The 26,721-nt window shown below is 72.9% G+C and carries 26 protein-coding genes and 2 pseudogenes; 10 read left to right on the top strand and 18 right to left on the bottom strand.

Annotated elements, in window-relative coordinates:
• Positions 1-125: 125 nt before the first annotated feature.
• The 7 genes from VFV89_RS13210 to VFV89_RS13180 all read right to left on the bottom strand — a co-directional run bounded on the left by VFV89_RS13210 (position 126) and on the right by VFV89_RS13180 (position 8,200).
• Positions 126-590 carry a DUF3040 domain-containing protein gene (locus VFV89_RS13210; protein WP_329706410.1) on the bottom strand — a complete coding sequence of 155 codons (465 nt, stop codon included), beginning with the start codon at positions 588-590 and terminating at the stop codon, positions 126-128.
• Between the two features lie 133 nt (positions 591-723).
• Complete coding sequence (dinB, locus tag VFV89_RS13205) at positions 724-1,968, bottom strand: DNA polymerase IV (protein ID WP_329706409.1); 1,245 nt, start codon at positions 1,966-1,968, stop codon at positions 724-726.
• Positions 1,969-1,980: 12 nt separating this feature from the next.
• Positions 1,981-2,712, bottom strand: a complete 732-nt coding sequence (locus tag VFV89_RS13200; RefSeq protein WP_329706408.1) for a methyltransferase domain-containing protein — start codon at positions 2,710-2,712, stop codon at positions 1,981-1,983.
• 22 nt (positions 2,713-2,734) lie between these two features.
• Complete coding sequence (locus tag VFV89_RS13195; RefSeq protein WP_329706407.1) at positions 2,735-6,709, bottom strand: DNA polymerase III subunit alpha; 3,975 nt, start codon at positions 6,707-6,709, stop codon at positions 2,735-2,737.
• A gap of 6 nt (positions 6,710-6,715) precedes the next feature.
• Positions 6,716-7,177 carry an SAV_6107 family HEPN domain-containing protein gene (locus tag VFV89_RS13190; RefSeq protein WP_329706406.1) on the bottom strand — a complete coding sequence of 154 codons (462 nt, stop codon included), beginning with the start codon at positions 7,175-7,177 and terminating at the stop codon, positions 6,716-6,718.
• A 10-nt stretch (positions 7,178-7,187) separates the two neighbouring features.
• On the bottom strand, positions 7,188-7,622 hold the full coding sequence (locus VFV89_RS13185) for a DUF6504 family protein (RefSeq protein WP_329706405.1): 435 nt from the start codon (positions 7,620-7,622) through the stop codon (positions 7,188-7,190).
• Positions 7,623-7,687: 65 nt separating this feature from the next.
• Positions 7,688-8,200 carry a hypothetical protein gene (locus VFV89_RS13180; RefSeq protein WP_329706404.1) on the bottom strand — a complete coding sequence of 171 codons (513 nt, stop codon included), beginning with the start codon at positions 8,198-8,200 and terminating at the stop codon, positions 7,688-7,690.
• Positions 8,201-8,248: 48 nt separating this feature from the next.
• On the opposite strand from VFV89_RS13180, the gene VFV89_RS13175 reads away from it, so the two are divergent.
• Genes VFV89_RS13175 through VFV89_RS13155 form a run of 5 tightly spaced genes read left to right on the top strand, consistent with a single transcriptional unit; the run spans position 8,249 to position 12,452 of the window.
• Positions 8,249-8,743 (top strand): YbaK/EbsC family protein, encoded by a 495-nt coding sequence (locus tag VFV89_RS13175; RefSeq protein ID WP_329706403.1) that lies wholly within the window; start codon positions 8,249-8,251, stop codon positions 8,741-8,743.
• Positions 8,743-9,102: an ArsC/Spx/MgsR family protein gene (locus tag VFV89_RS13170; RefSeq protein ID WP_329706402.1), complete on the top strand. Its 360-nt coding sequence runs from the start codon at positions 8,743-8,745 to the stop codon at positions 9,100-9,102. The genes VFV89_RS13175 and VFV89_RS13170 overlap by 1 nt, the downstream gene beginning before the upstream one ends.
• Positions 9,103-9,131: 29 nt before the next feature.
• Entirely contained in the window at positions 9,132-9,737 is a 606-nt protein-coding gene (locus VFV89_RS13165) for a DUF4126 domain-containing protein (RefSeq protein WP_329706401.1), read from the top strand.
• Positions 9,734-11,143, top strand: coding sequence for a hypothetical protein (locus VFV89_RS13160; RefSeq protein WP_329706400.1), 1,410 nt, complete (start codon positions 9,734-9,736; stop codon positions 11,141-11,143). Before VFV89_RS13165 ends, VFV89_RS13160 begins: the two co-directional genes overlap by 4 nt.
• 10 nt (positions 11,144-11,153) lie before the next feature.
• Positions 11,154-12,452 (top strand): phytoene desaturase family protein, encoded by a 1,299-nt coding sequence (locus tag VFV89_RS13155; protein ID WP_329706399.1) that lies wholly within the window; start codon positions 11,154-11,156, stop codon positions 12,450-12,452.
• Positions 12,453-12,472: 20 nt separating this feature from the next.
• On the opposite strand, the gene VFV89_RS13150 is transcribed toward VFV89_RS13155, so the two are convergent.
• Together VFV89_RS13150 and metF are read right to left on the bottom strand one after the other, a co-directional pair.
• Positions 12,473-13,054: an SIMPL domain-containing protein gene (locus tag VFV89_RS13150; protein WP_329706398.1), complete on the bottom strand. Its 582-nt coding sequence runs from the start codon at positions 13,052-13,054 to the stop codon at positions 12,473-12,475.
• 16 nt (positions 13,055-13,070) lie between these two features.
• The gene (gene metF, locus VFV89_RS13145) at positions 13,071-13,961 is read right to left on the bottom strand and encodes a methylenetetrahydrofolate reductase [NAD(P)H] (protein WP_329706397.1); all 891 of its coding nucleotides are present in this window, start codon (positions 13,959-13,961) and stop codon (positions 13,071-13,073) included.
• 73 nt (positions 13,962-14,034) lie between these two features.
• On the opposite strand from metF, the gene VFV89_RS13140 reads away from it, so the two are divergent.
• Positions 14,035-15,099, top strand: coding sequence for a polyprenyl synthetase family protein (locus tag VFV89_RS13140; protein WP_329706396.1), 1,065 nt, complete (start codon positions 14,035-14,037; stop codon positions 15,097-15,099).
• A 325-nt stretch (positions 15,100-15,424) separates the two neighbouring features.
• Here VFV89_RS13140 and VFV89_RS13135 read toward each other — a convergent pair whose 3' ends face one another.
• The 4 genes and pseudogenes from VFV89_RS13135 to VFV89_RS13120 form a co-directional block, all read right to left on the bottom strand.
• Positions 15,425-16,945, bottom strand: a complete 1,521-nt coding sequence (locus VFV89_RS13135) for an LCP family protein (RefSeq protein WP_329706395.1) — start codon at positions 16,943-16,945, stop codon at positions 15,425-15,427.
• Positions 16,946-17,119: 174 nt separating this feature from the next.
• On the bottom strand, positions 17,120-17,326 hold the full coding sequence (locus VFV89_RS13130; RefSeq protein ID WP_329706412.1) for a hypothetical protein: 207 nt from the start codon (positions 17,324-17,326) through the stop codon (positions 17,120-17,122).
• Positions 17,323-17,484, bottom strand: coding sequence for a hypothetical protein (locus VFV89_RS13125; protein ID WP_329706411.1), 162 nt, complete (start codon positions 17,482-17,484; stop codon positions 17,323-17,325). Before VFV89_RS13125 ends, VFV89_RS13130 begins: the two co-directional genes overlap by 4 nt.
• A 110-nt stretch (positions 17,485-17,594) precedes the next feature.
• Positions 17,595-17,774, bottom strand: a pseudogene (locus tag VFV89_RS13120) (hotdog domain-containing protein); the annotation flags it as partial.
• On the opposite strand from VFV89_RS13120, the gene VFV89_RS13115 reads away from it, so the two are divergent.
• Positions 17,740-19,095 carry an LCP family protein gene (locus VFV89_RS13115; protein ID WP_329706394.1) on the top strand — a complete coding sequence of 452 codons (1,356 nt, stop codon included), beginning with the start codon at positions 17,740-17,742 and terminating at the stop codon, positions 19,093-19,095. The pseudogene VFV89_RS13120 and the gene VFV89_RS13115 overlap by 35 nt on opposite strands.
• A gap of 203 nt (positions 19,096-19,298) precedes the next feature.
• Here the strand turns inward: VFV89_RS13115 and VFV89_RS13110 are convergent, their stop codons facing one another.
• Positions 19,299-20,042: a dienelactone hydrolase family protein gene (locus VFV89_RS13110; RefSeq protein ID WP_329706393.1), complete on the bottom strand. Its 744-nt coding sequence runs from the start codon at positions 20,040-20,042 to the stop codon at positions 19,299-19,301.
• 132 nt (positions 20,043-20,174) lie between these two features.
• Between VFV89_RS13110 and VFV89_RS13105 the strand changes: the two genes are divergently transcribed.
• Both VFV89_RS13105 and VFV89_RS13100 read left to right on the top strand, forming a co-directional pair.
• The gene (locus VFV89_RS13105; protein WP_329706392.1) at positions 20,175-21,353 is read left to right on the top strand and encodes a TauD/TfdA family dioxygenase; all 1,179 of its coding nucleotides are present in this window, start codon (positions 20,175-20,177) and stop codon (positions 21,351-21,353) included.
• Positions 21,350-21,910 carry an HD domain-containing protein gene (locus VFV89_RS13100; RefSeq protein ID WP_329706391.1) on the top strand — a complete coding sequence of 187 codons (561 nt, stop codon included), beginning with the start codon at positions 21,350-21,352 and terminating at the stop codon, positions 21,908-21,910. The genes VFV89_RS13105 and VFV89_RS13100 overlap by 4 nt, the downstream gene beginning before the upstream one ends.
• Before the next feature lie 869 nt (positions 21,911-22,779).
• Here VFV89_RS13100 and VFV89_RS13095 read toward each other — a convergent pair.
• On the bottom strand, positions 22,780-23,715 hold the full coding sequence (locus tag VFV89_RS13095; RefSeq protein ID WP_329706390.1) for an NAD-dependent epimerase/dehydratase family protein: 936 nt from the start codon (positions 23,713-23,715) through the stop codon (positions 22,780-22,782).
• A 136-nt stretch (positions 23,716-23,851) separates the two neighbouring features.
• Between VFV89_RS13095 and VFV89_RS13090 the strand changes: the two genes are divergently transcribed.
• Entirely contained in the window at positions 23,852-24,547 is a 696-nt protein-coding gene (locus VFV89_RS13090) for a TetR/AcrR family transcriptional regulator (RefSeq protein ID WP_329706389.1), read from the top strand.
• A 3-nt stretch (positions 24,548-24,550) separates the two neighbouring features.
• On the opposite strand, the gene VFV89_RS13085 is transcribed toward VFV89_RS13090, so the two are convergent.
• The 3 genes and pseudogenes from VFV89_RS13085 to VFV89_RS13075 all read right to left on the bottom strand — a co-directional run.
• Positions 24,551-25,396: a hypothetical protein gene (locus VFV89_RS13085; RefSeq protein WP_329706388.1), complete on the bottom strand. Its 846-nt coding sequence runs from the start codon at positions 25,394-25,396 to the stop codon at positions 24,551-24,553.
• Positions 25,389-25,955: an RNA polymerase sigma factor gene (locus tag VFV89_RS13080; protein ID WP_329706387.1), complete on the bottom strand. Its 567-nt coding sequence runs from the start codon at positions 25,953-25,955 to the stop codon at positions 25,389-25,391. The genes VFV89_RS13085 and VFV89_RS13080 overlap by 8 nt, the downstream gene beginning before the upstream one ends.
• Before the next feature lie 526 nt (positions 25,956-26,481).
• A pseudogene (locus tag VFV89_RS13075) lies at positions 26,482-26,721 on the bottom strand (NADH dehydrogenase subunit D); the annotation flags it as partial.

Genomic DNA, 26,721 nt, shown 5'->3' with positions numbered 1-26,721 from the left:
GCGTCGCCTGTCGGCGCGCAGCCCCGGCCCGCCGGCGCCGCGGCCGCCCGCGGTGCCACGAACGCAGACCCAGACCCCAACCCCACCAGACGCAACGAAGGCTCCGGCGAAGCCGGAGCCTTGACTCAGAAGCCGCCTTGCTCGCGGCGGCGGCGCCAGCGCTGCTCCATCCGCTCCATGAAGGTGCCGTTGGAGCTGCGGGCGGTGCGGCGCGGGTGGCGGAGCCGGCCGGCGCGACCGCCGTCGATGACGGTGAAGCCACGCGAGGGGTGCGCGGCGGTGCGCGGGTCGACCGGGGCGGAGGCGGCCTGCTGGCCGCGGATCGCGGTGATGGCCACGACCGCTGAGCCGAGCATCACCACGAAGCCCGCGATGCCGATGGCGAAGCCGACCTTGTGGTTGCCGCTCATCACGCCACCCATCAGCATGGCGATGCCGAGCACGAACACGACGCCCGCGACGATCGCGCGGCGCCGCGCGGAGCGGCGCAGCGAGGTGCCGCGCAGGGTGGAGGCGAACTTGGGATCCTCTTCGACGAGGGCGCGCTCCATCTGCTCGAGCAGTCGCAGCTCCTCTTCGGAGAGTGGCACCGTGCCTCCACAGGGGTCCGGACGCTGGTTCGCGTAACGGGTGGATGTGAGCCAAGTGTAGGCAGGGGTTCCCCGCCTTACTAGCGGTGTTCAGAAGATTTAGTACCCATGGGTCCGGCGCACCAGTCCCGGGCTACCTGACCGGGTGGTTCACATCCCTGGTCCGGGCGCCCTGATGGCGCTCCTCGCGGTCGATCAGGCTGGCCGGACGGACCGCTGAGCTGCCGAACCTGAGGGTGGCCCGGTCGACCGCGCGGTCGGCGTCGGGCCACCCGTGGTCGCGCTCGCCGAGGACTCCTTGCCGCTGCACCGAGGCGCGCGGCACCAGCCCCTCGACCCGGACGCCGACCAGCCGCAGCCGGGCGCGCTGGAGTCCGAGCGCGTCGTAGAGCCGGACCGCCGCCCGGTAGATCTCCTGGGTGACGTCGGTCGCCTCGGGGATCGTGCGGGTGCGCGTGATCGTGGTGAAGTCGGCGAACCGCACCGTGATCGCGACGGTCCGGCCGGCCACGCCGGCGACCCGCATCCGGTTGGTGACCTTGGTGGTGAGGGCGAGCAGCTCGCGCAGGACCACCTCGCGGTCGTCGATGTCGCGGCCGAAGGTCTCCTGGGCACCCATCGACCTGTCGGGGTCACCCCCGTGGCCGAAGACGGTGACCCGGCCCGGCGTCACCTCGCGGGCGTCCCGGCCCCAGGCCAGGTCATGGAGCGTGCGGCCCAGCCCCTCGCCGACCGCGCGCTGCAGGGTGCGCAGCGGGGTGTGCGCCACGTCGCCGACCGCGACCAGGCCGAGTCGGTGCAGCAACGCCTGGGTCTTCTCGCCGACGCCGTAGAGCTCCCCGACGTCGAGCGGGTGCAGGAAGGAGGTGATCTGCTCCGGCGGTACGACGAGCACGCCGTCGGGCTTGGCCCGGCGGCTGGCGAGCTTGGCCACCGAGATCGAGGCGGCCGCGCCGACCGAGCAGGTGATGCCCTGCTCGTCGTGGATCGTCGCGCGCAGCTGCTCGGCGATCTCGTGCGGCGGCCCGAGCCGGCGGGTCGAGCCTCGGACGTCGAGGAACGCCTCGTCGAGCGAGACCACCTCGACCAGGGGTGTGACCCGGCGGAAGTTCTCCATCACCGCCACGGACACCGTGCTGAACAGCTCGTGGTCGGCCGGCACCCGGACCGCATGGGGGCAGAGCCTGCGGGCCCGGGTGGAGGGCATGCCGGACCGGACGCCGTAGGCGCGGGCGTGGTAGTTGCACGACAGGATCACGCCTCGGTAGCCGCCGCCGACGATCACCGGCACGTCGCGGAGCTCCGGGCGATCCCGGGTCGCGACGGATGCGTAGAAGGCGTCCATGTCGACGTGGAGGATCGGCGTGGACACGCTCATGGCGTGCTCCGGTCAGCGTGAGGCGAGCAGATGGAGCTGAGTCGCCAGCGGGAGGTACTCCGGGCGCGTGGCAACCGCCCGCTCCAGCTCGACCAGGGCGGCGGTGGCCCCGGGCTCGAGGTCGAGCAGGGACCCGGGCACCAGGTCGGCGAAGACCCGGACGCCGTGGACCGAGGTGAGCGCGAAGCCGGCGGCGGTGACCAGCGCGGTGGCCTCGTCGGCGGTGAAGCGGTGGCCGGTCCGCCCCACCGGACCCGTCGGGGCGCCGGACAGGAGCTCCAGCGCCTGCGGGAAGTGGCCGGCCATGGCGCGCGCGATGACGGCGGCGTGGCGCTGGGCGACCAGCAACGAGACGGTGCCGCCGGGCCGCAGCACCGAGTGGATCGTGGCGAGCGCCGCGGCCGGGTCGTCGACGACCTCGAGGACCCCGTGGCACAGCACCACGTCGGCGTCGTCGACGAGCGAGGCGAGGTCGGAGAGATCGCCCTGCAGGCCGGTGACGTCCGCACCGACCTCGCGGGCCCGCCGGGCGAGGGCAGCCAGGGCATCGGGGCTGGGGTCGACCACGGTGACCCGGTGGCCGAGCCCGGCCACCCGGACCGCGAAGCCGCCGGTGCCGCCGCCCACGTCGAGCACTCTGAGACCCGGTGGCTCGAGACTCTGCTTGTCGAGAATGGGGCCGAGCGCCTCCCAGACCACGGCGGTGCGGGCGCTGTCGCGGCGTTCGCTGGCGGTCCCGGGCATGGTCCACAGCCTAGGGCGGGCATCATCCCGCGCTCCCGGGGCTGCGGTGCCAGAGCTTGCGCGCCACCTCCCTGGTGTCCTCCCCCGCCGGCTTGATGTCGGAGTAGGGGGACATCGCGAAGCCGCTGGAGTGGACCAGCACCCGGCGCCGGCCCATCCCGCCGGCGGTGTAGTGCTCGTCCTGCTCGCCGAAGGTCTGCGGCTTGGCCATCACCGGTCGGGTGGATCGTGACTCCGCCGCACCCGGGCCGGCGGTCTGCACACCGACGGCCCCGAAGCCCTCGGGCACGATCGCCAGCTGCTCGCGCACCGCCGCGATCCCGTGCCGCTGCCAGAGCGCCGCCAGCACCGGCAGCTCCCAGCACCCGGTGGCGCGCAGGGAGACCCCGCGGTAGCCGGTGCGGCGCAGCTCGCCGCGGACCACCAGCAGCCAGGAGTGGAAGACGGTGGCGGCGTAGGGACCCTGGGCATCCTCGAAGAACGTCGCGTCGACCGGCCCGGTGCCGTCGTCGAGGGTCAGGAAGATCACCCGGCGGCCCGAGCGGATCGGCGGGGTCTGGGTGGCGACCTTGACCCCGGCGACCAGCAGCTCCGACCTGCTCCGCCGGGTCAGCAGCTCCTTGCTCCGGACCACGCCGAGCTCGTCGAGGAAGGCCGTGTAGGAGTCGACGACGTGCCGGCTGGCGTCGAGGCCGAGGATCTCGAGCTCGGCCTTCATCCGCTCCTCGGGGGTCAGCTCGGGCAGCCCGGACACCTCGCCCTCGGCGGGCTCGTCGCCGAGCTCGAGGGTGAGCTGGACCGAGTCGACCGGCGGCGGTGCCGGTGTGGCCTTCGACTGCGCGGCCGCCCGGGCCCATACCCCGGCGTCGCCGAGCGGGTGCCGCTCGAGCTCGGGCACGCTGTCGCGCACCCTGGGGTCGGTGCTGTTGCGGGCCGCGGCGTCGTCGGCCACTGCCCGCGCGCGGGAGCCCGGCCGGCTACCCCCGGCCCGGACCGAGCGGCCGGCCAGCCCGCGACCCCGCCCGGCCCGCTCGACCGCCGTGGCGTGCCGCTCGAGCTCGGCGACCTGGAGCAGCAGGTCGCGCCGGGTCACCCGGCCGCGGCGGTGCACGCCGTCGGTGCCGTGGTCGATGCCGTAGACCGCATCGAAGCCCCCGGCGAGCACCACCCGCTCCACCACCGGTCGCGAGACCCGGGCGCGGTGCCAGAAGTCGGTGAGCGAGTGGTAGGGCCGGGCCGCCACGATCCGCTCCACCTCGCCCTCGCTGATCCCCTTGACCTCGGCCAGCGCCAGCCGGATGCCGTCGCAGCCGTCGACCCGCTCGACGACGTACTCCTTCTCGCTGGTGTTGACGTCGAGCCCGAGGATGGCGATGCCGAACTGGCGGGCGTCGTCGAGGATCAGCCGCTTGGGGTACATCCCCGGGTCGTGGGTGAGCACCCCGGCCAGGAAGTGCGCCGGCCAGTGCGTCTTGAGCCACGCGGACTGGAAGGTCGGCAGTGCGAACGCCGCGGCGTGCGCCTTGCAGAAGCCGAACGAGGCGAACGCCTGGAGCACCGACCAGATCTTCTCGACCACCGGCAGCGGGTAGCCGCGGCCGAGCGCCCGCGGGAAGAACCACACCTTGGTCGCGGCCATCCCCTCGACGTCGCCGAGCGCGCGCCGCCGCTCGTCGGCCTCGGCGAACGAGACGCCCGTGAACTGGGCGATGATCTCGATGACCTGCTCGTGGAAGACGACCACGCCCTGGGTGCAGCCGAGGATCGGGCGCAGGTCGTCGTGGAGGTAGCTCGGCGCCTTCCAGCCCTGCTTGCCCTCGAGGTAGGGCGTCACCATGTCGCTCTTGACCGGCCCGGGGCGGAACAGCGAGATGTCGGTGACGATGTCGTCGAAGGAGTCGAGCCCCGACTTGCCGACCAGCTCGCGCTGGCCGGGCGACTCGATCTGGAACATCCCGAGGGTCCGGGCCGACGAGATCAGCTCATAGGTCGCGGGGTCGTCGAGCGGCACCTGCGACTCGTCGTCGAGGTCGATGTCGATCCCGTCGGTGCGGCGGACCTCGCCCACCGCGTGCGCCATCGCGGACTGCATCCGGATGCCGAGCACGTCGAGCTTGAGCAGCCCGAGGTCCTCGACGTCGTCCTTGTCGAACTGGCTCATCGGGAAGCCGGAGAAGCTGGCCTCGATCGGAGTGCGGTCGAGCAGGGTCGCGTCGGACAGGAGCACCCCGCACGGGTGCACCGCGACGTGGCGGGGCAGCCCGTCGAGCCGCTCGACGAGCTGGAACATCAGGTCGAGCCTGGTGTCGTCGAGCCCGCTGGCCCGCAGCTCGGGGAGCTCCCGCAGCGCGATCCGGGCATCGCGGGCGCGGATGTGCGGGAACGCCTTGGCGATCGTGTCGGTCTCCCCCGGCGGCATGCCGAGCGCGGCGCCGACGTCGCGGACCGCATGGCGCACGCGGTAGGTGTCCATCATCGACACGCAGACGCACCGCTCGCCGCCGTAGCGGTCGAGGATCCGCTCGTAGACCTCGAGCCGCCGGGCCGACTCCACGTCGACGTCGATGTCGGGCAGCGCCTCGCGCAGCGGGGCGAGGAACCGCTCCATCAGCAGGTTGTGCCGGATCGGGTCGACCCCGGAGATCCCGAGCAGGTAGTTGACCAGGCTGCCGGCGCCCGAGCCGCGGGCTGCGCAACGCACGCCCAGCTCGCGGATCAGGTCGGTGACGTCGCCGACGGTGAGGAAGTACGACGCATAGCCGAGCCCGCGGATCAGCTCCAGCTCGTCGTCGAGACGCTTCCAGACCACCGCCTTGGGCGCCGAGCCGTAGCGGTCGCCGATCGCACCCTCGCACCGCGCCCGGAGCAGGCCGTCGGCCTCGGTGGCCCCGGGGGTCAACCGTGGTGCCACCCCGCGGTTGGTGAGCTCGAACTCCGGGAAGTGCACCTCGCCGAGGCCGAGGTCGCGGCGCGGGTCGAGGGCGCACCGGTCGGCCACCGCCCGGGTGTGGGCCAGCAGCCGCTGTGCCTCGCGACCGGGATCGGCGGCCAGGCCGCAGAGCCGGGCGATCTCCTCGGCGATCTCGGCCATCTGCTTGCCGGACTTGAGGAAACCCTCGGCGTTGCGGCGGTCGACGTGGCGGCGGTCGAGGGCGACCAGCCGGCGGGCGGCGTCGAGGACGTCGACGGTGGCGGCGTCGCGCCGGTCGGCGTAGCGGACGGCGTTGCTGAGCACGGTGCCGAGCCCGGCCGTACGCGCGATCCGCGCCATCCGGGCGGCGTGCGCGGTCGTGCCCGGACCCCAGCCCTCGCCGCGGCTCCCCGGCAGCCGGTGCGAGACCAGCTCGACCTGGAGGTGGGTCCGCGGCACCAACGCCCGCCACGGCTCTAGGGCGGACCTCGCCAGCTCGTCGCGACGCGCCCCGGACGGGCAGAGCGCGGCCCGGGCCAGCTCGGAGGAGGGGCCGAGGAGCACGATGAGGTGGCCCGCGGCGAGGTGCTCGAGGAGCTGCGGCCCGAGGTCGCCTCCGAGTCGCCCCTCGGCAAGGGCGTCGAGGTCGAGGACCGGCAGTCCGCGCTCACCGGAGAGATGGGTCGCCGAGACCAGCCGGCACAGTGCCGCCCAGCCGGCCCGGCCGCCACTCATCCCGTTGATGGGGTGGCCGTCGGCAGTGGCCAGGACCGTCACCCGTGGCAGCCCGCCGACCACGGGGTCTCGGTAGCTGCCTCCGCGCACCGGGGTGCGCGTCCGGTCGGTGACAGCTGTCCAGGGCTGGGTCGGGTGGTGGGCGAGCTCGACCCCGAGCACGGGGCGGATGCCGGCGGCGTAGCAGGCGCGGGCGAACTTCACCGCGCCGTAGGTGCCGTCACGGTCGGTGAGCGCGAGGGTGTCCATCTCGTGCTCGGCCGCCCGCTCGACCAGCGTGTGCGGGTGGGAGGCGCCGTAGCGCAGGGAGTAGCCCGAGGCGACGTGCAGGTGCACGAACGGGTCGGACACCGGCGCTCAGCCCACGCGACGGCCCGCGAGCGGGACGACCTGAGGGTGCTGGACGAGGTAGGGCAGCGTCGGGTCGTGGGGCACCAGGCCGAGTGACTGCTCGACCACCGCGAGGAACCGGTCGGCGTCGCGGACGAGGTCGTCGGCCTCGCGCTCGGTGACCGCCCGCCGGGAGCCGGCCTCGGCGGCGGCCCGCTTGCCGGCTCCGGCGGCGAAGAAGCCCGCCCACTCGGCCAGCTCGGGGGCGACCTCGGTGAGCAGGACCCAGGCGTTCTTCTGGGGCTTGCGCCGGGTGGGCGTGGCGGGCCGGGCGCGGGCCGCGAGCAGCGCGGCCGCCGCCCGGAGCGCGGCGACGTGGGCGCAGGCGTAGCGGGTGGTGGCCTCGGTGGCGGTCACCGCCTCGCTCAGCGACTCGGCGGCCCGAGCGAGGTAGGAGTGAGTGGTCGCGGGCAACACGTGCGGGTTCATCGCTGCCCCCTCAGTCGGTGCAGCCGACGAGCGTCCAGCACCCGTCGGCCCAGTCGAAGGACAGGTCGAAGACCCCGCTGATGCCGGCCTCGGTGTCTGCGCCGGGGGTGGTCGCCGCCGGGCGGGGGCGGCCGGCCTCGACCCGCCACAGCTCGCGCTCGGTGAGGAGGTCGCCCAGCGGCACCCGCTGCGGGAGCCCGCCCGGGTCGGTGGTCTCGGCGGCGCCGTCCTCCGATCCGGCCGTGTCGTCTCCTATGGCGGCCCGGGCGCCGGCCGACTGCCACCAGGGGCTGGTCTCGACCCAGTGCGCGAGCACCGCGCGGACCTTCCACAGCCGGCCGCGCCACAGGAACTGCTGGGGCCCCTCGACGGACCCGGCGTCATCGGCCGGGCTGCTCCCGACCGGACCCCTGCGGACCTCGACGGGGTCGGCGTACCGCCTCATGGGGCGCCCTCCTCGGTATCGTTCGAACGTGTGTTCGAACGATACACCGCTCCGGGGACAGCCGGTCAACCCTCAGGGGTGGCGGCCTCCTCGACCGCGGGAGCGGTCCAGGTCCCCCGCAGGAAGTCGCTGGTGTCCTTGTGCCAGAGGAAGTAGGCCGCCGCCGCCTCGATCGGGAACGACGCCACCGACAGCACCATGAACGTCGTGGGGGCGCCGGTGCGCAGCACCGCGATGGTGCCGACGGCGAGGAAGAACAACGTGACCGTCAGCGCGACCCGGGCCCAGCCGAAGCCGCTGAGCACGAAGGCGGTGAGGACCCAGATCAGCAGCGCCACCACGACGAACAGCGTCACCGCCACCGGGATGAACTGCGGGACGTGCACCTCGCCGCTCTTGACGGCCTCGAGCCCACCAGTGCGCAGGAGCTTGCGGGTGTCCGGCCGGCCCTCGGCCCACGAGCGGATCAGTTGGTTGCGCAGCACCACGACGAGCAGGATGACCACGGCACCGAGTCCCACCAGCGCCGCCAGGAGTCGCGACGCCCACGAGACCGACGCCGGGTGCCGCGCGCTCATCGGTGCCCCTCTCTCCCCGGTGTCCCGGGCGGTTCCTACGCTGTGCCCATGTCGGAGCCCATCTCACGACCCGCGACCGAGCACCCGTCCATCGTCCGGTTCCGGGAGGCGCACATGCGGCTCGGGGGTACCGGCGAGATCGTCATTCTGCCCGACTCGGTCCACACCGCCGCACTGGCCGCCCAGGCGCTCGCCTGTGAGGTCGGGGCGATCGCCAACAGCCTGCTCTTCGACGCCGACGGCCGCCCGGTCCTCCTCCTCACCTCCGGCTCGCACCGGGTCAACACCGAGGCGACTGCCGAGCGGATCGGCGTGACCGCCCTCAAGCGGGCCACTCCGGACTTCGTCCGCGAGCACACGGGGCAGGTGATCGGCGGCGTCTCCCCCATCGGGCACCCCACCCCGGTGCCGACCTGGCTCGACTCCCAGCTCCAGCAGTACGACGTGGTGTGGGCCGCGGCCGGCCATCCGGCGGCGGTCTTCTCCACGACCCACGACGAGCTGGCGCGGATGACCGGCGCCCCGACGATCACCGTCGAATGATGGAGATCTGGCTCAACCCCGCGTGCTCGAAGTGCCGGAGCGCGGTGGCCGCGCTCGACGAGGCCGGGATCGACTACACGGTCCGCCGCTACCTCGACGACGTCCCGACCCCGGCCGAGCTGGCCGAGGTCCTCGACCGGCTCGGCCTCGACCCGTGGGACATCGCCCGTGACAAGGAGGCGCGCGAGGAGGGCATCGACCTGCCCCGGACCGCCGAGTCGCGGGACGCGTGGCTCGAGGCGCTCTCGCGGCACCCCCGGGCGATCCAGCGGCCCATCATCACCGCCGCCGACGGGACGACGGTGGTGGGCCGCGACCCGGGCGCGCTCGGCGACGTCATCGCGGCAGAGCGCGGCTGACCTCCCTGCCGCCCGAATAGGGTCGACGCGTGGAGTCCCTGCCCCTGGCGTTCTCGAGCGGCTGGGCCAGCGGTGTCAACTGCTACCTGGTCGTGCTCGTGCTGGGCATCGCGGACCGGGTCGGTGACTACTCCGGCATCCCCGACGTGCTGGCCCGGTGGGACGTCCTCGGCATCGCCGGGTTCCTCTATGCGATGGAGTTCGTCGCGGACAAGATCCCCTACATCGACTCGACGTGGGACGCCGTCTCCACGCTGATCCGGCCGACCGCCGGCGCGATCATCGGCGCGCTGCTGGCCGGCCAGGTGTCGGAGGACACCCCGCTCGACCAGATCGTGCTCGCCGGCGTGGGCGGGACGACCGCCCTCCTCGCACACCTCTCCAAGGCCGGTCTGCGGCTCGCGGTCAACAGCTCGCCCGAGCCGGTGTCCAACATCGGCATCAGCCTCCTGGAGGACTTCGCCGTGCTGGGCGTGATCGCGTTCGCGGTCGTCCACCCCTGGATCGCAGCGACGATCGCCGCGGTCCTGCTGGTGACCGGGATGGTGCTGCTCGTGGTCGTCGCCCGGTTCGTGCGCAGGGGCTGGCGCCGCTGGAAGGGCAGGCGTACGGCGACAGCCGGGGCGGGACCGTGACCGACCTCGCGGACCCGCGGGTCAGGGCCGCCGTGACCGACCGCCTGGGCGAGCTCTGGGCCGGACGACCGGTGGTGATCGGGCCGTGGGTGCTCGCCGGGGCGACGCCGTACGTCGCCTGGTTCCGCGGCCTGGGCTGCCCTGTGCTCGTGGCGGCGACCATCCGAGGAGCCGGCCCGGTCCCCGCCGAGGGCGACTGCGAGGTCGTGATGGTCGAGGCGCCGGCGACCGCCTCGCTGACCGAGGAGCTGCGCACCCACGACCGGGTCGCGCACCACCTGCCCGACGAGGTGAAGGCGGCGATCGACGCCTTCGACCCCGAGCGACGCGGCACGTGGTACACCTCGCCGTTCGTCACGACCGACGAGCCGATCGACGGGCGGCCGGTCACCGGTGGGCGGCCCGCGTCGTTCCTGGCCCTCGAGGACAAGATGATCGCGGACTCGATCTGGGACGACGCGGGCGTCGAGCGGGCGCCGTACCGCCTCGTGGACCTCGCTGACGACGGCGCGCTCGAGGACGCGACCAGCACCCTGGCCGGCCCGGCCGGAGCGGTGTGGGCGGGCGATGCGCGGGACGGCTTCAACGGCGGCGGCAACTTCGTCCGCTGGGTGTGCGACGAGCGCGACCACGCCGAGGCGACAGCGTTCTTCAGGCCGCGCTGTGACCGGCTCCGGGTGATGCCGTTCCTGGAGGGCGTGCCGTGCTCGATCCACGGGTTCGTGCTGCCCGACGGGACCGCGGCGCTGCGCCCGGTCGAGATCGTCGTGCTCCGCGACCCGCGGACGAGGACCTTCCGCTACTGCGGGCTCGGCACCACCTGGGACCCCCCGGCCGCGGACCGGGAGGCGATGCGCCGGGCCGTCCACAGCGTCGGCGACCACCTCCAGCAGGTGCACGGCTACCGCGGCGCGTTCGGGATCGACGGCGTGCTCACCGCCGAAGGGTTCCGCCCGACCGAGCTCAACACCCGGATGTCGGCGGGCGCGACCACGGTGGCGGAGGTCGACCGGCGGTTCTTCACCTTCCTCCAGGCGGCTCTCGTCGCCGGCGTCGACACCGGCCTCACCGCGGCCGACGTGGAGGGGCTGGTCCCGGAGATGGACGCACACCGCACGGGCAAGGTGGTCTGCGTCGGCGAGGGCGACTACGCGCCGCCCGCCGAGAGCTACCCGGTGTCCTGGGACGGTCACGCGTTCGCGCGCGCCGAGGGCGACACCGGCAACGAGTTCTCGATCGCGTCGACGCCCAGCGGGCTGTTCGCCAAGGTCGACCCGTGCACGGCCCTGGAGCCGGGACGGCGGCTCGCGCCGGTCAACGCGGCACTGGTCCGCTTCGTCGCGGCGGCCTACGGCATGGAGTCGGGCGCGCTCGAGCCCGCGCCCGACGTCCGGAGCGGCTCGTGAGCGTCCGCTCGTGAGGGTGGCGGTCATCGGCGGCGGCTTCGGCGGGCTCGCGTGCGCCGCGCGACTGGCCAAGCTCGGCCACGAGGTGACGCTGCTCGAGCGGCTCGACCGGCTCGGCGGCGCGGTCTCGACGGTGTCGGCCGACGGCTTCGAGTGGGACGCCGGCCCGACGTCGACCCTGCTGCCCGCGGTGGTCCGGGACCTGTTCCGCAAGAGCGGCCGGCCACTGGAGCGGGAGCTGACGCTGGAGCCCCTCGACCTGGTCCGCGAGCACTGGTTCGAGGACGGCAGCGAGCTCGGGCTGCCGGGCGGCTCCCGCGCCGAGCAGCAGAGTGCGTTCGACGGGCTCGGGCCCGGGCTGGGGCAGCAGTGGCTGTCCTACGTCGACTCCTGCGCCGACGACTGGGCGCTGCTGCGCCGCGCGTACTTCGAGGAGCCGTCGAACCCCGACGACCTGCCTCGCGAGGTGGCCGCACGGCTCGACAGCCGGCAGATGCTGCACCGGCGCCTGAAGCGGGCCTTGACGGACGACCGGCTGCGGCAGGTGGCGGCCCACCCGTTCGTGGCCGACGGGCACCAGCTTCGCAACGTGCCGGCCTGGGCGGGGCTGGTCGCCTACCTGGAGCAGGCATTCGGCGCGTGGACGATCCCCGGCGGGATGGCGTCGCTGACCGCTGCGTTGGCCGAGCGGATGGCCACCCGCGGGGTGAGCGTCGCGCTCGGGGTCGAGGTGACCGACATCGAGCTGCGCTCGGGTCGCGCCGTGGGCGTCACGACGGACGCCGGCCTCGTGGACGCGGACGCGGTCGTGTGTGCGGTGGACCCGCGGAGGCTGCCGGTCCTGGCGCCGCTCGTCGAGCGGACGATGCCCGCGCTGCCGCCGGTGGTGTGCCACGCGGGCCTGTCCGCGCCGGTCCGCGACCTGCCGCACGAGGTCGTGGTGCACGGCGACCCGATGCTGGTGGTGCGGTCGGGCGGGCGGGCTCCGGACGGCGGTGCGGCCTACACCGTGCACGGCCGGGGCCGGCTGGCCGAGGACATCCTCACCGCGCTCGCCCGGCACGGGCTCGACCTGCGCCCGGACCTCGTCACCCGGGTCGACCGGAGCCCACGCGACCTGGTCGCGACGTGGCACAGCTCGCCGTACGGCGTGCTGTGGGAAGGGCGTGGGACGGTCCGTGCCCGGCTCGGACCGCGCACCCCGCTCGAGGGTGTGTACGCCGCCGGTGCGCACGCCACCCCCGGCGCCGGTGTCCCGTTCGTTGGGCTGTCGGCGGCCCTGGTGGCGCAGGTGGTCGGGCCGGCCTGAGCCTGGATCCAGGCTGAGCGTCACACCAGCGACCACGACACCGTCACCGACGCGCTGAGCGCGGTCTCGCCGGGCTGGAGGCCGACGTCGGCCTTGCTCATCGCGAACGGGACCGGAGCGGGCGACCAGCCGCCACCCTCGACCACCGCCTCGACCTGGCCCAGCACCGCGTCGGCCAGCGCGGCAAGGTGCTCGGCCTTGGCGCGGGCGGCGGCGAAGGCGGCCTCACGCGCCCGCTCGAGGGCCGCGGACGGGTCCGCGACCGTGAGGTCCACGCCGTCGACCTGGAGCCGGTCGCCCACCTGGTCGGCCAGCCGGCCGAGCAGGCCGTTGGCGGTCGCGAGGTCGCCGGTGGCGACGGTCAGCGCGTGCCGCGCCTCGAACACGGTCGACCTGCCCGCCTCCTGGACCGGCCACACCGACAGGTTGACGGTGGAGACCACGAGGTCGCCGGCCTCGACGACCACCTCGGCGCGGGCCGACTCGGCACCCGCGAGCGCCTCGACCAGCGAGCCGGCCCGGTGCACGACCGAGAGCCGGACCACGGCGGTGTCCGGTACGGCGGTCGCGCTGCCGGTGCCGGAGACGGTCAGCGTGCGCACGCTGGAACGGTAGCGGTCAGACCTTCACGTTGAGCGCGGCGAAGATCTCCAGCGTCGCCTTGGAGCGGTTGAGCGTGTAGAAGTGCAGCCCCGGTGCGCCGCCGGCCAGCAGCTCCTCGCAGAGCTCGGCCGCGATGGCGATCCCCTCGGCACGCATGGCGGCCGGGTCGCCGTCGTGGGCCGAGATCCGGGCCACGATGTCGGCCGGCACCTCGGTGCCGATCAGCTCGCCCTGCCGGCGGATCGCGTTGAGGTTCAGGATCGGCATGATCCCCGGGAGGATCGGGAGGTCCACGCCGCGGGCGCGGACCCGCTCGACCAGGTCGAAGTAGTCCTGGGCCCGGAAGAACATCTGGGTCACGGCGAACTCGGCGCCGGCGCGCGCCTTGGCCACCAGCACGTCGGCGTCCGCCTCTCGCGACGCCGCGCCCGGGTGCCCCTCCGGGAACGCCGCGACACCGATCCGGAAGTCACCGCGCGAGCGGGCCAGCTCGACCAGCTCGACGGCGTAGGTCAGGCCGCCCTCGGTCGCGACCCACTCCGCGCGCGGCCCGTCGCTGGGGTCACCGCGCAGCAGCATCACGTGCTGGATGCCCACGCCGGCGTACGTGTCGAGGATGGACTCGAGCTCGGCCCGCGTGTGGCCCACGCAGGTCAGGTGAGCCACCGGGGTCAGCGAGGTCTCCCTCGCGATCCGGCCGGTGATCGCGATCGTCTTGTCGCGGGTGCCGCCGCCGGCGCCGTAGGTCACCGACACGAAGTTGGGGTGGTAGGGCTCGAGAGCCTCGATGGCCTGCCAGAGCTGCTGCTCCCCGGCCTCGTCCTTGGGCGGGAAGAACTCGAACGAGAACGACCGCTCGCCCTGGGCGAGCAGTTCGCGCATGCTGAGTCCGGGTCCCGTGGCCATGAGGCGGATTGTAGGTTCCGGAGGTGTCGCGAGCCCCAATTCCGGCAGGGCCTAGTCGTCTAGGGTCGCAACCGTGACCGCGACGTGGGACCAGGACGGGTTCCGGACCCGCGTCCGGGCGGCGCTGGAGGCGTTCCTCGACGAGCAGGCCGAGCGGCTGCTGCCGCTCGGCCCGGACGCGGCCCGGCTGGTGGCCGAGGCCAGGACGTCGGTGGCCGGCGGCAAGCTGTTCCGCGCGTCCTTCTGCTGGTGGGGCCACCTCGCCCTCGCGGCGCCCGCCGACGAGGACGCCCTGGTCCGCGCCTGCGCCTCCCTGGAGCTCCTGCACGCGAGTGCGCTGGTCCACGACGACTACGTCGACGCCTCGGACAGCCGCCGCGGCCGTCCGGCCACACACCGCACCTTCGAGCGCGAGCACCGCGGCGCCGGCTGGCGGGGCGACCCCGAGCAGTACGGCGCGGCGGCCGCCATCCTGCTCGGCGACCTCCTGCTGTCGTGGTCGGACCAGCTGCTGCGCCGGTGCGGCCTGGCGCCCGAGGCGGTCTCTCCCGCCCTCGACGTCCTCGACCTGTGCCGCACCGAGGTGATCGCGGGGCAGTTCCTCGACGTCTCCGCCCAGGCACGCGGCCGTGCCGACGTCGACACCGCGATGACGGTGCTGCGCTACAAGTCCGCCAAGTACTCCGTCGAGCGGCCGCTGCACCTCGGCGCGGCCCTGGCCGGCGGCTCCGAGCGGGCCCGGGCCGAGCTCTCGGCGTTCGGGCTGCCGCTCGGTGAGGCCTTCCAGCTCCGCGACGACCTGCTCGGCGTCTTCGGCGACCCCGCCACGACCGGCAAGCCGGCCGGCGACGACCTCGTCGAGGGCAAGCGCACTGTCCTGGTCGCACTCGCGCTGGACGCCGCACCGGCCTCGGACGCCGCGCTCCTCGATCGGTCGCTCGGGGCCCCGCTGTCGTCCGACGAGGTCGAGCGGCTGCGCGGGATCATCGACGCCTCCGGCGCACACGCCCAGGTGGAGGGGGTCATCGAGCGGCTCACCGACGTGGCGCTGGCTGCTCTCGACCGCGCCTCGATCGACGAGGGCGCCCGGGAGGTGCTGCGCGGGCTGGCGTCGGCGGTCACCCAGCGGGTGGTGTGACGGGTCGGCCTGTCGGGGTCACCGGATATCCGGCTCTTCCCGACGGTTCCGGGGGGCGGCCGCGCGTAGCACGCGCGGGCACCATCACCATTCCCCCGCCGGCCTCCGCTGATGGGGTTTGCGCAGGGAAATCGGCACCTGGTGCCGGAGATCCTCGGCAAAGCCCGGGTCCGGCGGATTTGCGCCGCATCTCGGCGTCCTGGGTGGCCGATATGCGGTGCGTATCCCCGGAACACGCCCCGGGCGCGCGGCCGCCCAGCCACGGATAGGTCACAGGAGCCGGATATTCGGGGACCCTGGCAACCCGGTCGTGGCTGCAGACCGATCAGCAGGCCGAGTCGAGGTCCTGGGACTCGTTGGCGGCGTACCCGGAGGAGAGCGAGCCGATCGAGCCACCGGTGACCGTCGGCGGGGTCTTGGCGCCCTTGCTCTTCGCGCCGGGCTTGCCCTGGTCGCCTCCGGTGCCCGACGACGCGACCACGGTGTCGGAGGACTTCTTCGGCGCCTTGCCTTCGGCCCGGTCGATCGCCTCGGCCACCTTCTGGTGGATCAGGTGGGCGTCGGGCTGGTAGGTGTCGAACGCCGGGGGCACGATCGAGAGCGTCGAGACCTTCTGGTCCTTGGCCTTGAGCGCCAGGTCGAGGAAGCGGTCGACCTCGCTGGCCGGGATGCTGGTGGAGATCATCGCCGAGCTCGCCTTGGCGATCTTCTCGAAGTTCCGCAGCACGACCGTCGGGTCGACCTGGTCGAGCATCGCGCCCATGATGCACTTCTGGCGCGCCATGCGGGAGTAGTCGTCGGAGTCGGTGCGGGCCCGGGCGTACCACTGGGTCTGGAAGCCGGTCAGCTTCTGCACGCCGGGCTCGATGTAGTCGTAGACGTCGGAGCCCAGGCCGCCGATCGGGATCCGCTGGCGCACGTTGATCGTGACGCCGCCGACCGCGTCGACCAGGTCGCGGAACCCCTTGAGGTTGACCATCGCCCAGTAGTTCATCTTCAGGCCGGTGATCCCCTCGACGGCCGAGATCGTGGCGTCGACTCCGGGGTTCTTCGCCTTGCCGAACAGCTTCTTGTTGTCCAGCGCCCAGGTGTAGACGCCGTTGAGCATGCAGTGGTCGCAGCGGAAGCCGTGGGGGAACTGCTGGTGCATCACCGAGCCCTTGGCGAAGGGGAAGTTCTGCATGTTGCGAGGCAGCGAGATCAGCACCGTCCGGCCGGTGTCGGCATCGATGCTGGCGACGGTCAGCGAGTCGGGTCTCAGCCCCCAGCGGTCGATGCCGGAGTCGCCGCCCATCAGCAGCACGTTGTAGCGGCCGTCGTGCGCCCCGCTGGCCGCGCCGGAGCCGAACATGGTCTGGATGAAGTCCCGCTGCACGCCGACCAGGTGGGCGCCGAACAGCAGCACCGAGGCGACCGAGAAGCACAGGATCCCGTTGATCCCGATCGCGGCCCGCCGGTGACCCATCCGCAGCGTCAGCGGCTGCCCGAGCCGCCACGCGTCGAGGAACAGCGCGGCCCACCCGACCGCCAGCAGCATCAGGGCGATGCGCACGGTCTGGAGCGCGGCGAGGTCGGAGACCAGCCAGAACGCGACCTCGTGGTCCAGGGCCGAGGCCACGACGCATCCGAGGCCGACCAGGAGCAGCGCGACCCACAGCCGCAGCGCGACCCGGCCCACCCGCTTGTTGCCGTAGGCCAGCTGGGCGCTGCCAGGCAGCACGAGCGTCATCGTCATCAGCGCGACGGCCCGGCGGAACCGCACCCGGGCGGCGCGCTCCTCGGTGCCGCCGGCGGTGTAGGTCGCAGCTGACGTCGTGTCGCCAACTTCTTGGCCGTGGCCTGGCATCTCGCTCCTGAGGGGAAGATCAGGTGTGCTGGGCCAGTATCACCAGTCACAGCAGTCACAGAGGGGCGCGACGCGCCGGTTGTCGACACTCCGATGCCGGGACTTGTCCGAGGGCCAGGACCCAGTCAGTCGCGGACGCCGCGGACATCTCGACAAGCTCGATGGGCCGTGTTCTCAGTCTCCGAGCGCGTGCGCCCCGATCCACTGCGACTGCGTCACCATCTCGGCCGACCGGGTGCGGGAGGTGTGCCGGCCGACCGGGAAGTGCCGCCACGAGTCCGGGTCGGAGTGGATCGCGTGGAGGTCGTCGACATCAGCCTCGGTGGGCAGGTCGAGCCAGAGCCGGGCAGTAGTGGTGTGCCGCCAGTCGGTGCAGCTCACGAACGGTCCGACCGCCCCGCCTCGATCTCCTTCTTGCGCGCCAGCCGGTGTGCGCGGCGGATCTCGGCCTCGCGCATCCGGCGCACCTCGTCGTCGGTCTCGGGGGCGAGCGGCGGGACCGCGCGTGGCCGGCCCTCGGCGTCGACGGCCACGAACACGAATACGCCGACGCGACGTGGAGCGTGACGCTCGACGGGTCGTTCCAGGGCTGGGTCTCGACCCGAACCCCGACCTCCATCGAGGAGCGGCCGGCCCAGTTGACCTGCGCGTGGGTCCGGACGATGTCCCCCACGTGCACGGGCTCGAGGAACGCCATCTCGTCCAGGGCCGCGGTCACCGCCGGCCCGCCCGAGTGCCGCTGCGCCACCGCGCCCGCCGTCGAGTCGGCGAGCTTCACGATCTCGCCGCCGTGGATGTTCCCGAGGAGGTTCGCCTCACGACCGGACATCACCACGCCCAGCGACACCCGGCCGTACGACGGTGGTCGCGAGTCGCTCATCACACCTTCCTCGATCCGTGATCCCTTCACGCGGCACGGTAGCGTCCACGGCATGCCTGATCGTCCCCGGAGCGGCGGTCCCGAGGACGGACCTGACTACGCCTGGCTCTACGGGAAGGGCGGCTCGGCGCCCCAGCCGGAGGACCCGCAGGCCACCCGGCCGGTCCCGCGCCAGCAGCGGACGTCCGCACCGCGACCCGACGAGACGAGGGTGATGCGCACCCAACCACGCCCCGGCGAGGAGCGGCGGGCCGGCGCCCGGCCCACTCCCCCTCCGATCGCGCCACCGGTCCAGCCACCGGCCAAGGCCAAGAGGAGGCGCCGGTTCCGGGCCCGCTACGTGTTCCTGCTCCTGCTGGCGTGGCTCGTCTACCTGGTCGTGGTGCCCTTCGTCGCCTGGCAGCGGGTCGACAAGGTCGCCTGGGAGCCCGACGGCGACCGCCCGCCCGACCAGCCCGGGACGACGTACCTCCTGGTCGGCAGCGACTCGCGCGACGACCTGACCAAGGAGCAGCGCAAGGAGTACCACACCGGCGGGGACGTCGGCAGCCGCACCGACACGATCATGCTGCTGCACACCGGCTCCGGGCCGAACCTGCTGATGTCGATCCCGCGGGACTCGCTGGTCCAGATTCCGGGTTACGACGGCGAGCGGAAGATCAACGCCGCCTACGCCTACGGCAAGGCGCCGCTGCTCGTGCAGACGATCGAGCAGAACACCGGGATCCGCGTCGACGACTACATCGAGATCGGCATGGGCGGCGTGGCCGGCATCGTCGACGCCGTCGGCGGCATCGAGGTCTGCCCCAAGACGAACATGGACGACAAGCTCGCAGGGCTGCACATCAAGAAGGGCTGCCAGGAGGTCGACGGAAGGACCGCGCTCGCCTACGCCCGGTCGCGGCACACCTCCGGCATCGGCGACATCGACCGCGTGCGCCGGCAGCGCGAGGTCGTGTCCGCGGTCGGTCACAACGTCGTCTCGCCGTGGACGGTCATCAACCCGGTCCGCTACTGGAGGCTCAACAACGCCATCCCCGACTTCTTCACCTTCGGCGACGGGATGGGGCCGGTGCGTGGAGCGCTGTGGGCGACCGCGATGACCCGCGTGAGCGGTGACGAGGGGCTGACCTGCGTCGTGCCGCTGCAGGACCTGGCGGTGCACTGGGACCCGGAGAGGTCCAAGCAGATGTTCGACAAGATCATCAACGACGACACCGCCTCGATCGGGAAGGACCTCTGCTCCGACACCGGCGGCATCGGAGGCTGACAGCCCGAGGAGTAGTCCTCACCCGAAGGGGTACTGACCTGCCACCACGGGGAGCAGGAGCGGAGTGGAGGGCTTCGCGTCGGCTCGAGGAGGCCCGTGCTGGTGCTGCGCGGTCCGGCCACTGTGGCCGGGCCATCCGGTGCCTGCCGAGCGTGACCGTCGTCCTGCTCCCCGTGGTGCGACCGTCCCCCCGGGACGCCGGGTCAGGCAGGGGTGCGGATCGTCCTGGTGAGCAGCGCCTCGAGCTCCCTGAAGTGCCGCTCGGCGCCGGCCTCCTGGTACATCGAGGTGTCGGCCATCGTGTAGCCGTGCGGGGCGTCCGGGTAGACCTCGTTGAGGTGCGGCCGACCGGCGGCCTGGAGCGTCTCCTCGAGCTCGGCGACGTTGTCGAGCGTCATTCCCCGGTCGTTGTCGGCGTGGCCGAAGACGTAGTCGGCCGTGCTGTCCGCGATCGAGAGGTGCGGGCTGTCCGGCGCGTCGGTGACCAGGCCACCTCCGTGGAAGCCACCGACCGCAGCCACGGTGCCCAGGAACTGTCCCGCCGCGCGCAGGGCGAGCCGGACCCCCATGCAGTAGCCGGTTACGGCCACCGGTCCGTCGCTGGCGTGCTCGAGCAGGGCCCGCATCCACGCCTCGGTGTCCGGCCCCGACTTGTCAGGGGTGTAGCCGGGGATGCGGTCGCCCAGCCCGGCGAAGAACGCCTCGCGCGCGCCGGGCTCACGCAGGTCCGTCGTGGGTGCGAGCTCTGCTGCCTTCCCGTCGCGGTAGAAGACGTTGGGCGCCAGGACGACGTATCCCCACTCGGCGATCCGGTCGGCCATCGTCTCGATCTGCGGCCGCAGCCCGATCCCGTCGATGAAGAGGAGGACCCCGGGGCTGCCGGGAGCTCCCGTGAGGTAGGCCTCGGCGGTGCCGCCCGCCGCCTCGATCTCGGTGGTCTCGCCCATGCTCCGGACTCTACTGGTTGACGTGGTCAACCGGACCGCGGTCCGGCGCGCACCGTTGCCAGGTCCGCGCGTTGGCCCCGAGACTGAGGGCCTCTCGGTTCGGTGTCGCGGTCCCAGTCCCCGGAGGCGTTCATGTCGCAAGCAACGAGAGACCCGGCGGCCACCTCCCCCGGCCGGCTCACGGCCGAGACGCACGACGACCACCTCGCTCTGCGGCACGCCGCGGGCGTGTCCGCGTTCCACCACGTCTGGCTGCGCGACAACTGCGGCTGCGGTGAGTGCCGGGTCTCCCAGTCCGGGGAGCGACGGCTGTTCACCGCCACCATTCCAGACGACATCGCGCCGCTGGGCGTCGTCGTGGACGGCGAGGGCTCGTTCTTGGACATCGACTGGAACGACGGCCACCGGACCCGCTTCTCGGTGTCGTGGCTGCTCGACCACGACTACTCCTCGGGGCCACAACGCCGGCCCGAGCCGACCCTGTGGGACGCCGTCGGCCTGGCCGAGGTGCCGACGTTCGACCACGCCGACGTGGTGGGTACGACCGCGGGCCAGCTGGCGTACCTCGAGGCGGTCCGGAGCTACGGCCTTGCGGTGGTCCGCGGGACCCCGTCCCGCGAGGGCGAGGTGGAGCGGTTCGCCGAGACGATCGGGCACGTGCGCGAGACGGCGTTCGAGCGGATCCACAACGTCCGGCACGACCCGCTCGGCTACAACGTCGCACACACCGCACTCGAGCTGAAGGCGCACACGGACCTGCCCAGCTACCACTGGCCGCCGAGCGTCCAGCTGCTCCACTTCCTGGTCAACGAGGCGACCGGCGGGGAGAGCACGGTCACCGACGGGTGGGCCGTGGTCGCCGACCTTCGGCGCGAGGACCCGGGGGCGTTCGACGTGTTGGCGCGGGTCCCGGTCACCTTCCAGCTGTTCTCGGCCGACGAGGACACGTACGCGACCGCGCCGATCATCCAGCTCGACACCGAGGGGCGGGTGACCACCTTCCGGTTCTCCAACCAGCTCGCCCAGCCCCTCCACGCGTCGTTCGAGGACGTCGGGGAGTTCTACCGCGCGTACCGAGCTCTTGGCCGCCGGATCGACAGCGACCGCTACAAGGTGGCGTTCAAGACCCGGTCCGGCGACCTGCTCACCGTGCACGGACACCGCGTGATGCACGGCCGGCTGGCCTTCGACCCGACCAGCGGCGGCCGGCACCTGCAGGATGTCTACATGGAGTACGACGACCTGATGGCCAGGCGCCGCGTGCTGATGGGTGGCCACGTCCCCGCACCCGCGACCGGAGGTGACGCGTGAGCGACCTGGTCTCGTTCACGCGGATGAAGGACGGCACCGCGGAGGACTACGCGCTTCTCGGTCGCCTCGAGGCCGAGGAGATGAAGTCCTTCCCCGACCGCGTGCTCGGCTGGCTCGGCACCATGGGGGACTCCGCCGGCTACCAGGTCAGCCGGCTCGAGCACTCCCTGCAGGCCGCCACTCGCGCCCACCGCGCCGGCGAGGACGAGGAGACGGTCGTCTGCGTGCTGCTGCACGACATCGGCGACCACCTCGCCCCCGCGAACCATTCCGAGGTCGCCGCCGCCGTGCTCCGCCCCTACGTCGGCGACAAGAACTACTGGATCGTCAAGCACCACGGCGTCTTCCAGGGTTACTACTACTTCCACCTCACCGGCCAGGATCGCAACGCCCGCGACCGGTGGCGCGACCATCCCTACTACCAGGCCACAGTCGACTTCGGCGAGAACTACGACCAGTGCTCCTTCGACCCGGCCTACGACTCCGAGCCGTTGAGCTTCTTCGAGCCGATGGTCCGGCGGGTCCTCGACGAGTCCCGCCGGAGGTCGTGGGCCTGATCATGCTGCTGTTGCTCCGCCCGAACATGCCGAGGAGGGCGCGCCACTCCGGGCTGTCCACAAGCGCTTCCAAGAGCCCCTTCGCCCTGGTGCTCCTCATGCACGGCCGCACCGCAGACATCAGCTCCAGCTGGTGCCAGCCGGCTCATCGACCTCTACTCGGACATCGTCGGCTGGTCCGTGCGAGCGCGTGGGCTCGAGCCCGTGACCTGCGGAGATCCGGCTCTCCTGACGCTTCCGTGGGTGGGTGGCTGCCCACGCCGGGCAGCGGTGACCTTTCAACCGGTCTGAGCCGCCCAGGGTTCACCGACCACCGGCGTCTCGGCGTGTCCCGCCGACCTGCCGAGGTGGCGGTGGGTGATCAACCACCCTGGGCCAGGCTGCGGTTGATTGCTCACCGCTGCCCTGGCCCGCGCAGGGCAGGGGCGCCGAGGGCGATCCGTGACGGCAAGAGGCGATCAGGTGGGCGCGGGCATCCACCAGCCCCATCGGTGGGTTTGCGGAGGGAAGTCGGCACTTGGTGCCGGGAATCCTCGGCAAAGACGGGTCCAGCTGATAGGCACCACATCTCGGCGTCCTGGGTGGCCAATATGCGGTGCAGATCGCAGAACACGCCCCGGGCGGCCGCGCATGCGGGGCGGAGCTTGCTCCGCCCTTGCGCGCCCCTCAGCAGGCCCGCCAGGACCCGCGGTCAAGGACGCCGCAGGCGCCGCGCAGCGGGGCCGAAGGCATCCTTGACGGCGGGTGCGGGCCTGCTACGCGCGCGGCCGCCCACCCACGGATCAGTCAGAAGAGCCGGATATCCGGTGACCCCTGCGTGGGTGCCCGCGTTCATCGCCGACGTGATCGGCCCGTGATCCGACCGGTGACTAGCTCGCCAGCGCGTTCTCGGCGGTAGCCCGGCAGACCTCGGCCCACGGGGTCGGCGCCAGGCCGAGCTTCTCCTCGATGTCGGAGGAGTCGAGCACGTACGGCGCGGTGAACTGGTACTCGGTCTCCCGCAGCTCGCGCAGCAGCGGCACCACGACGCCGCCGACGGACAGCAGCACGTGGGGCATCGGCCGAACCTTGCCGATGGTCCGTCCCACCGACGCCGCGACGTCCTCGAGCGCCTCGGTCTGGGTCTTCGGCGGGTTGGTCGGTGCGTGCCAGACCCGGCCCCATGCCGACGGCTCGGAGGCGACCGCCACGAGCGCGCGTGCCATGTCGCGCACGTCGGTGAACGAGTGCGGCTGGTCCGGCCTCCCGAAGACGTAGACGGTCTTGCCCTCGAGCGCGGCCGGAGCCAGCCGGGCGATGTGGCCGGTGGCGGTCGAGACGCCCGGGCCCATGTAGTCCGAGCCCCGGACCTCGACGGCCCGGATCCGGCCGGCCTCGTGGAGCCGGTTCGCGTCGGCCCACATGCCACCGCGGATCAGGGCCTTCTTGGTGGTCGCCGCGTCGGGCATGCCCTCCTTCATGGGCCGGTCGAGCGGTCCGTAGGCGTAGAGGGCCGCGGCGGTGACCAGCACGGCGCCGCTCGACTCGGCGGCCTGCAGGAACGCCGCGGCGACCGGCGGCCAGAACTCCGGCCAGACGGTGTAGGACGGCGGGTTGACGCAGTTGTAGAGCGCGTGCGCACCCTCGGCAAGGCTGCTGAGCGCGGCACCGTCCGCTGCGTCGGCCGCCTCGCGGCGTACGCCGACCACCTCCGGGCCGCGGCCGGAGCGGCTGACCAGCACGACCTCCTTGCCCTGCTCGGCCAGCAGCCGGGCGGTGGCCAGCCCGACGGGTCCGGCTCCCACCACCACGTGACGCTCGTTCATGACAGCTCCTTCAAGTCTGGGTGTTCAAAACGAGAGCACCGCTCTCGTTCTTCGAACCTAGAGCATCAAGGAAGCGAAAACAAGAGCACTGCTCGCATTTGTTTCCAGCGCTCTCGTTCCGTGCCACAATGACCTCATGCCGTCCGCACCGCGCACCGCGCGCGCCCTGGCCCGCGCCGAGCTGACCCGCCAGATCCTCGACCGCGCGAGCGCCCAGCTCGCCGAGGTCGGTCCGGCCGCCCTGTCGGTCCGGCAGATCGCGCGCGACCTCGAGATGGCCTCCTCGGCCGTCTACCGCTACTTCCCCAGCCGCGACGCCTTGCTCACCGCGCTGCTGATCCGGGCCTTCGACGACCTGGGCGAGGCGGTCGAGGCCGGCGGTGCCGGCGCCGACCGCGACGACCTTCGTGGCCGCTGGCTCGGCATCGCCCAGGGGCTGCGCGGCTGGGCGCTGGCGCACCCGCACGAGTACGCACTGACCTACGGCTCACCCGTCCCGGGGTACGCCGCGCCGCAGGACACCGTCCCGGCGGCCGCGCGCGTCGCCACCGCTCTGCTGGTCCTGGTCAAGGACGCGCATGAGGCGGGCCGCTCCCCGGGCGCCCCGACCCGGCCGGCGTCCGAGGCCGAGCTGGCGTCGATCGCGCCGGTCCGGGCCTTCGTCACCGACGAGCTCGACGAGGCCTACACGGTCCGCGGGCTGATGGCCTGGGCAACGCTGTTCGGCAACATCTCCCTGGAGCTGTTCGGCCACATGTACCGCGGCGTGCTCGACTACGACGCGCACTACGCGACCGTCGTCGAGCAGCTCGCGGACGACCTCGGCCTGTGACCCTCAGCAGCCGTGGTTGGCCTGCGCGCAGGTGTCCACGCCCCACCTCAGGCTGAGATCGTCCTCCTGGGCGTCCTGGATCACCGCGACCCGGATCGGCGGCAGCTTCGTCTCGTTGACGCCAGCGTCCTCGTGGTAGCTGTAGGTCATCAGCCACCAGCGGCGGCCCTGTTCGTCGGTCACGACCTCGGCGTGCTGGACGTGCCCGTCGGGGAACTCATAGATCGCGTCGAAGTCGGTCACGCCGTCCGGCACCACACCGCCGGCCACCCGGGTGACCCGGAACCCGCCCTGCGCCGGCTCGAGGCTGGTGCTCACGGCGTAGGTCGCGGCATCGACGCGCGGGGTCAGCGGGAGTGCCTTGTGCACCGTCGTCCGGCCACCGACGGTGTCGCAGAGCACGAACCGGTCACCCCTCACGTAGATCGCGGTCGAGTCGTCGAGCTGCGCCGTCAGCTGGGCGCCGTCGAGGACGAACTCGAGCTCCTGGTCGCACGGCCTGGTGCCGACCTGGACGGTGGCCTCGGGCGGGGTCGTCGTCGACTGCGTCTCCGGGACGCTCGGCGGCGTGGTGACGGCGTTCGTGGAAGCCGCGACCGGGTCAGTGGACGAGCTCCCGCCGGTCACCGGTAGCCCCTCGTCGCCGGGCTCCCCGGCGTTCACCGCCCAGAAGGCCAGGCCGGCCACCAGCGCGACGGCGGCCGCAGCCCCGGCCGGCACCAGCCAGCGCGGGGCGGTGGAGCGGTTGTCGCCGGCGTACTGGAGCAGCTCGCCCCTGATCCGAGCGCGCGCCCGGTCGGGGAGCGGCCGCTCCGGAGGGGGCGTGGGCCCGGACGTGGGGTCACCCATCGGACATCTCCTGGGTGAGCCGGGCGCGAGCCCGGGACAGTCGGGAACGGACGGTGCCGACGGGTACGTCGAGCGCCGCGGCGGCCTGCTCGTAGGTCAGGCCGGCCCACACCACGAGCGCGAGTACCTCCCTCTCGCGAGCGGGAAGCGCCCGCACCTGCTCGAGCACCGCGCGCATGCGTGCCTCCGAGCCGAGCCGGTCGGCGACCTGCTCGGCGTGGTCCGGCTCCGGGGCCGGGCCTGGCAGGCTCGCCACCACCCTGAGGTACCGAAGCCGCGACCGCCTGGCGTTGCGGCAGACGTTGGTCGCCACGCCGTACAGCCAGGGCAGCGCGGAGCCGTCGTGCAGCCGCACCCTGCGGCGGTGCCGCCAGACCTCGAGGAACACCGACGAGGTGGCGTCCTCGGCCTCGGCCCAGTCGGCGAGGTGACGGAAGCAGTGGTTGTGGATCCGGTCGCCGTAGCGGTCGAACAGCGTCGCCAGCGCACCTGGGTCGCTGTCACGCAGCCCATCGACGAGCTCATGCTCGTCGGTGCTGTTGCTCCGGCCGGTGGCCACCGCGCCTCCTTGCGTCACGTCCGGTCATGTCCGGTCCCAGGGTGAGAGTTCCCGAACGGCCCCGGGGTTTCGCCATCCCCACGGGTGGCTGAGGTGCGAGGCGCCCCAGCGCCGAGCCTCGAAGCCCGGCGACCCGATGCTGGGACCCGCCCGGGCGGCTACCCTGCGGAGGCTTCGAGGCTCAGGCGCAGAACGCCTTCGCACCTCAGCCACCGTGGGCCAGCAGGTGACCACCCTGCGGAGGTCTCGACAGGCTCGACCGACGGTGGCTGAGGTGCGAGGCGCCCCAGCGCCTGTCCTGAGGTGCGAGCGAAGCGAGCCTCGAAGGGCCGAGCCTCGAAGCCCGGCGACCCGGGGCTGGGACCCGCGCGGGCGCCTACCCTGCGGAGGTCTCGACAGGCTCGACCAACGGTGGCTGAGGTGCGAGGCGCCCCAGCGCCGAGCCTCGAAGCCCGGCGACCCGGGGCTGGGACTCACCCCGGGTGCCATCGCTGAGGAGGTCTCGCCAGGCTCGACCGACGGTGGCTCAGCGGTCGACGCCGCCCATCACCGGGTCCACGGAGGCGATCGCCACGATCAGGTCGGCGATCATGCCGCCCTCGACCATGGCCGGCAGGCCCTGGATGTTGGTGAACGACGGGTCGCGGAAGTGCGCCCGGAACGGGCGGGTGCCACCGTCGGAGACCACATGCGCCCCGAGCTCGCCACGCGGGGACTCGATCGGCACATAGGCCTGACCGGCCGGGACCCGGAACCCCTCGGTGAC

The organism is Nocardioides sp., from assembly GCF_036274455.1.
In the GTDB taxonomy this organism is placed as follows: Bacteria; Actinomycetota; Actinomycetes; order Propionibacteriales; family Nocardioidaceae; genus Nocardioides.
This window is presented reverse-complemented; position numbering and strand designations above follow the sequence as displayed.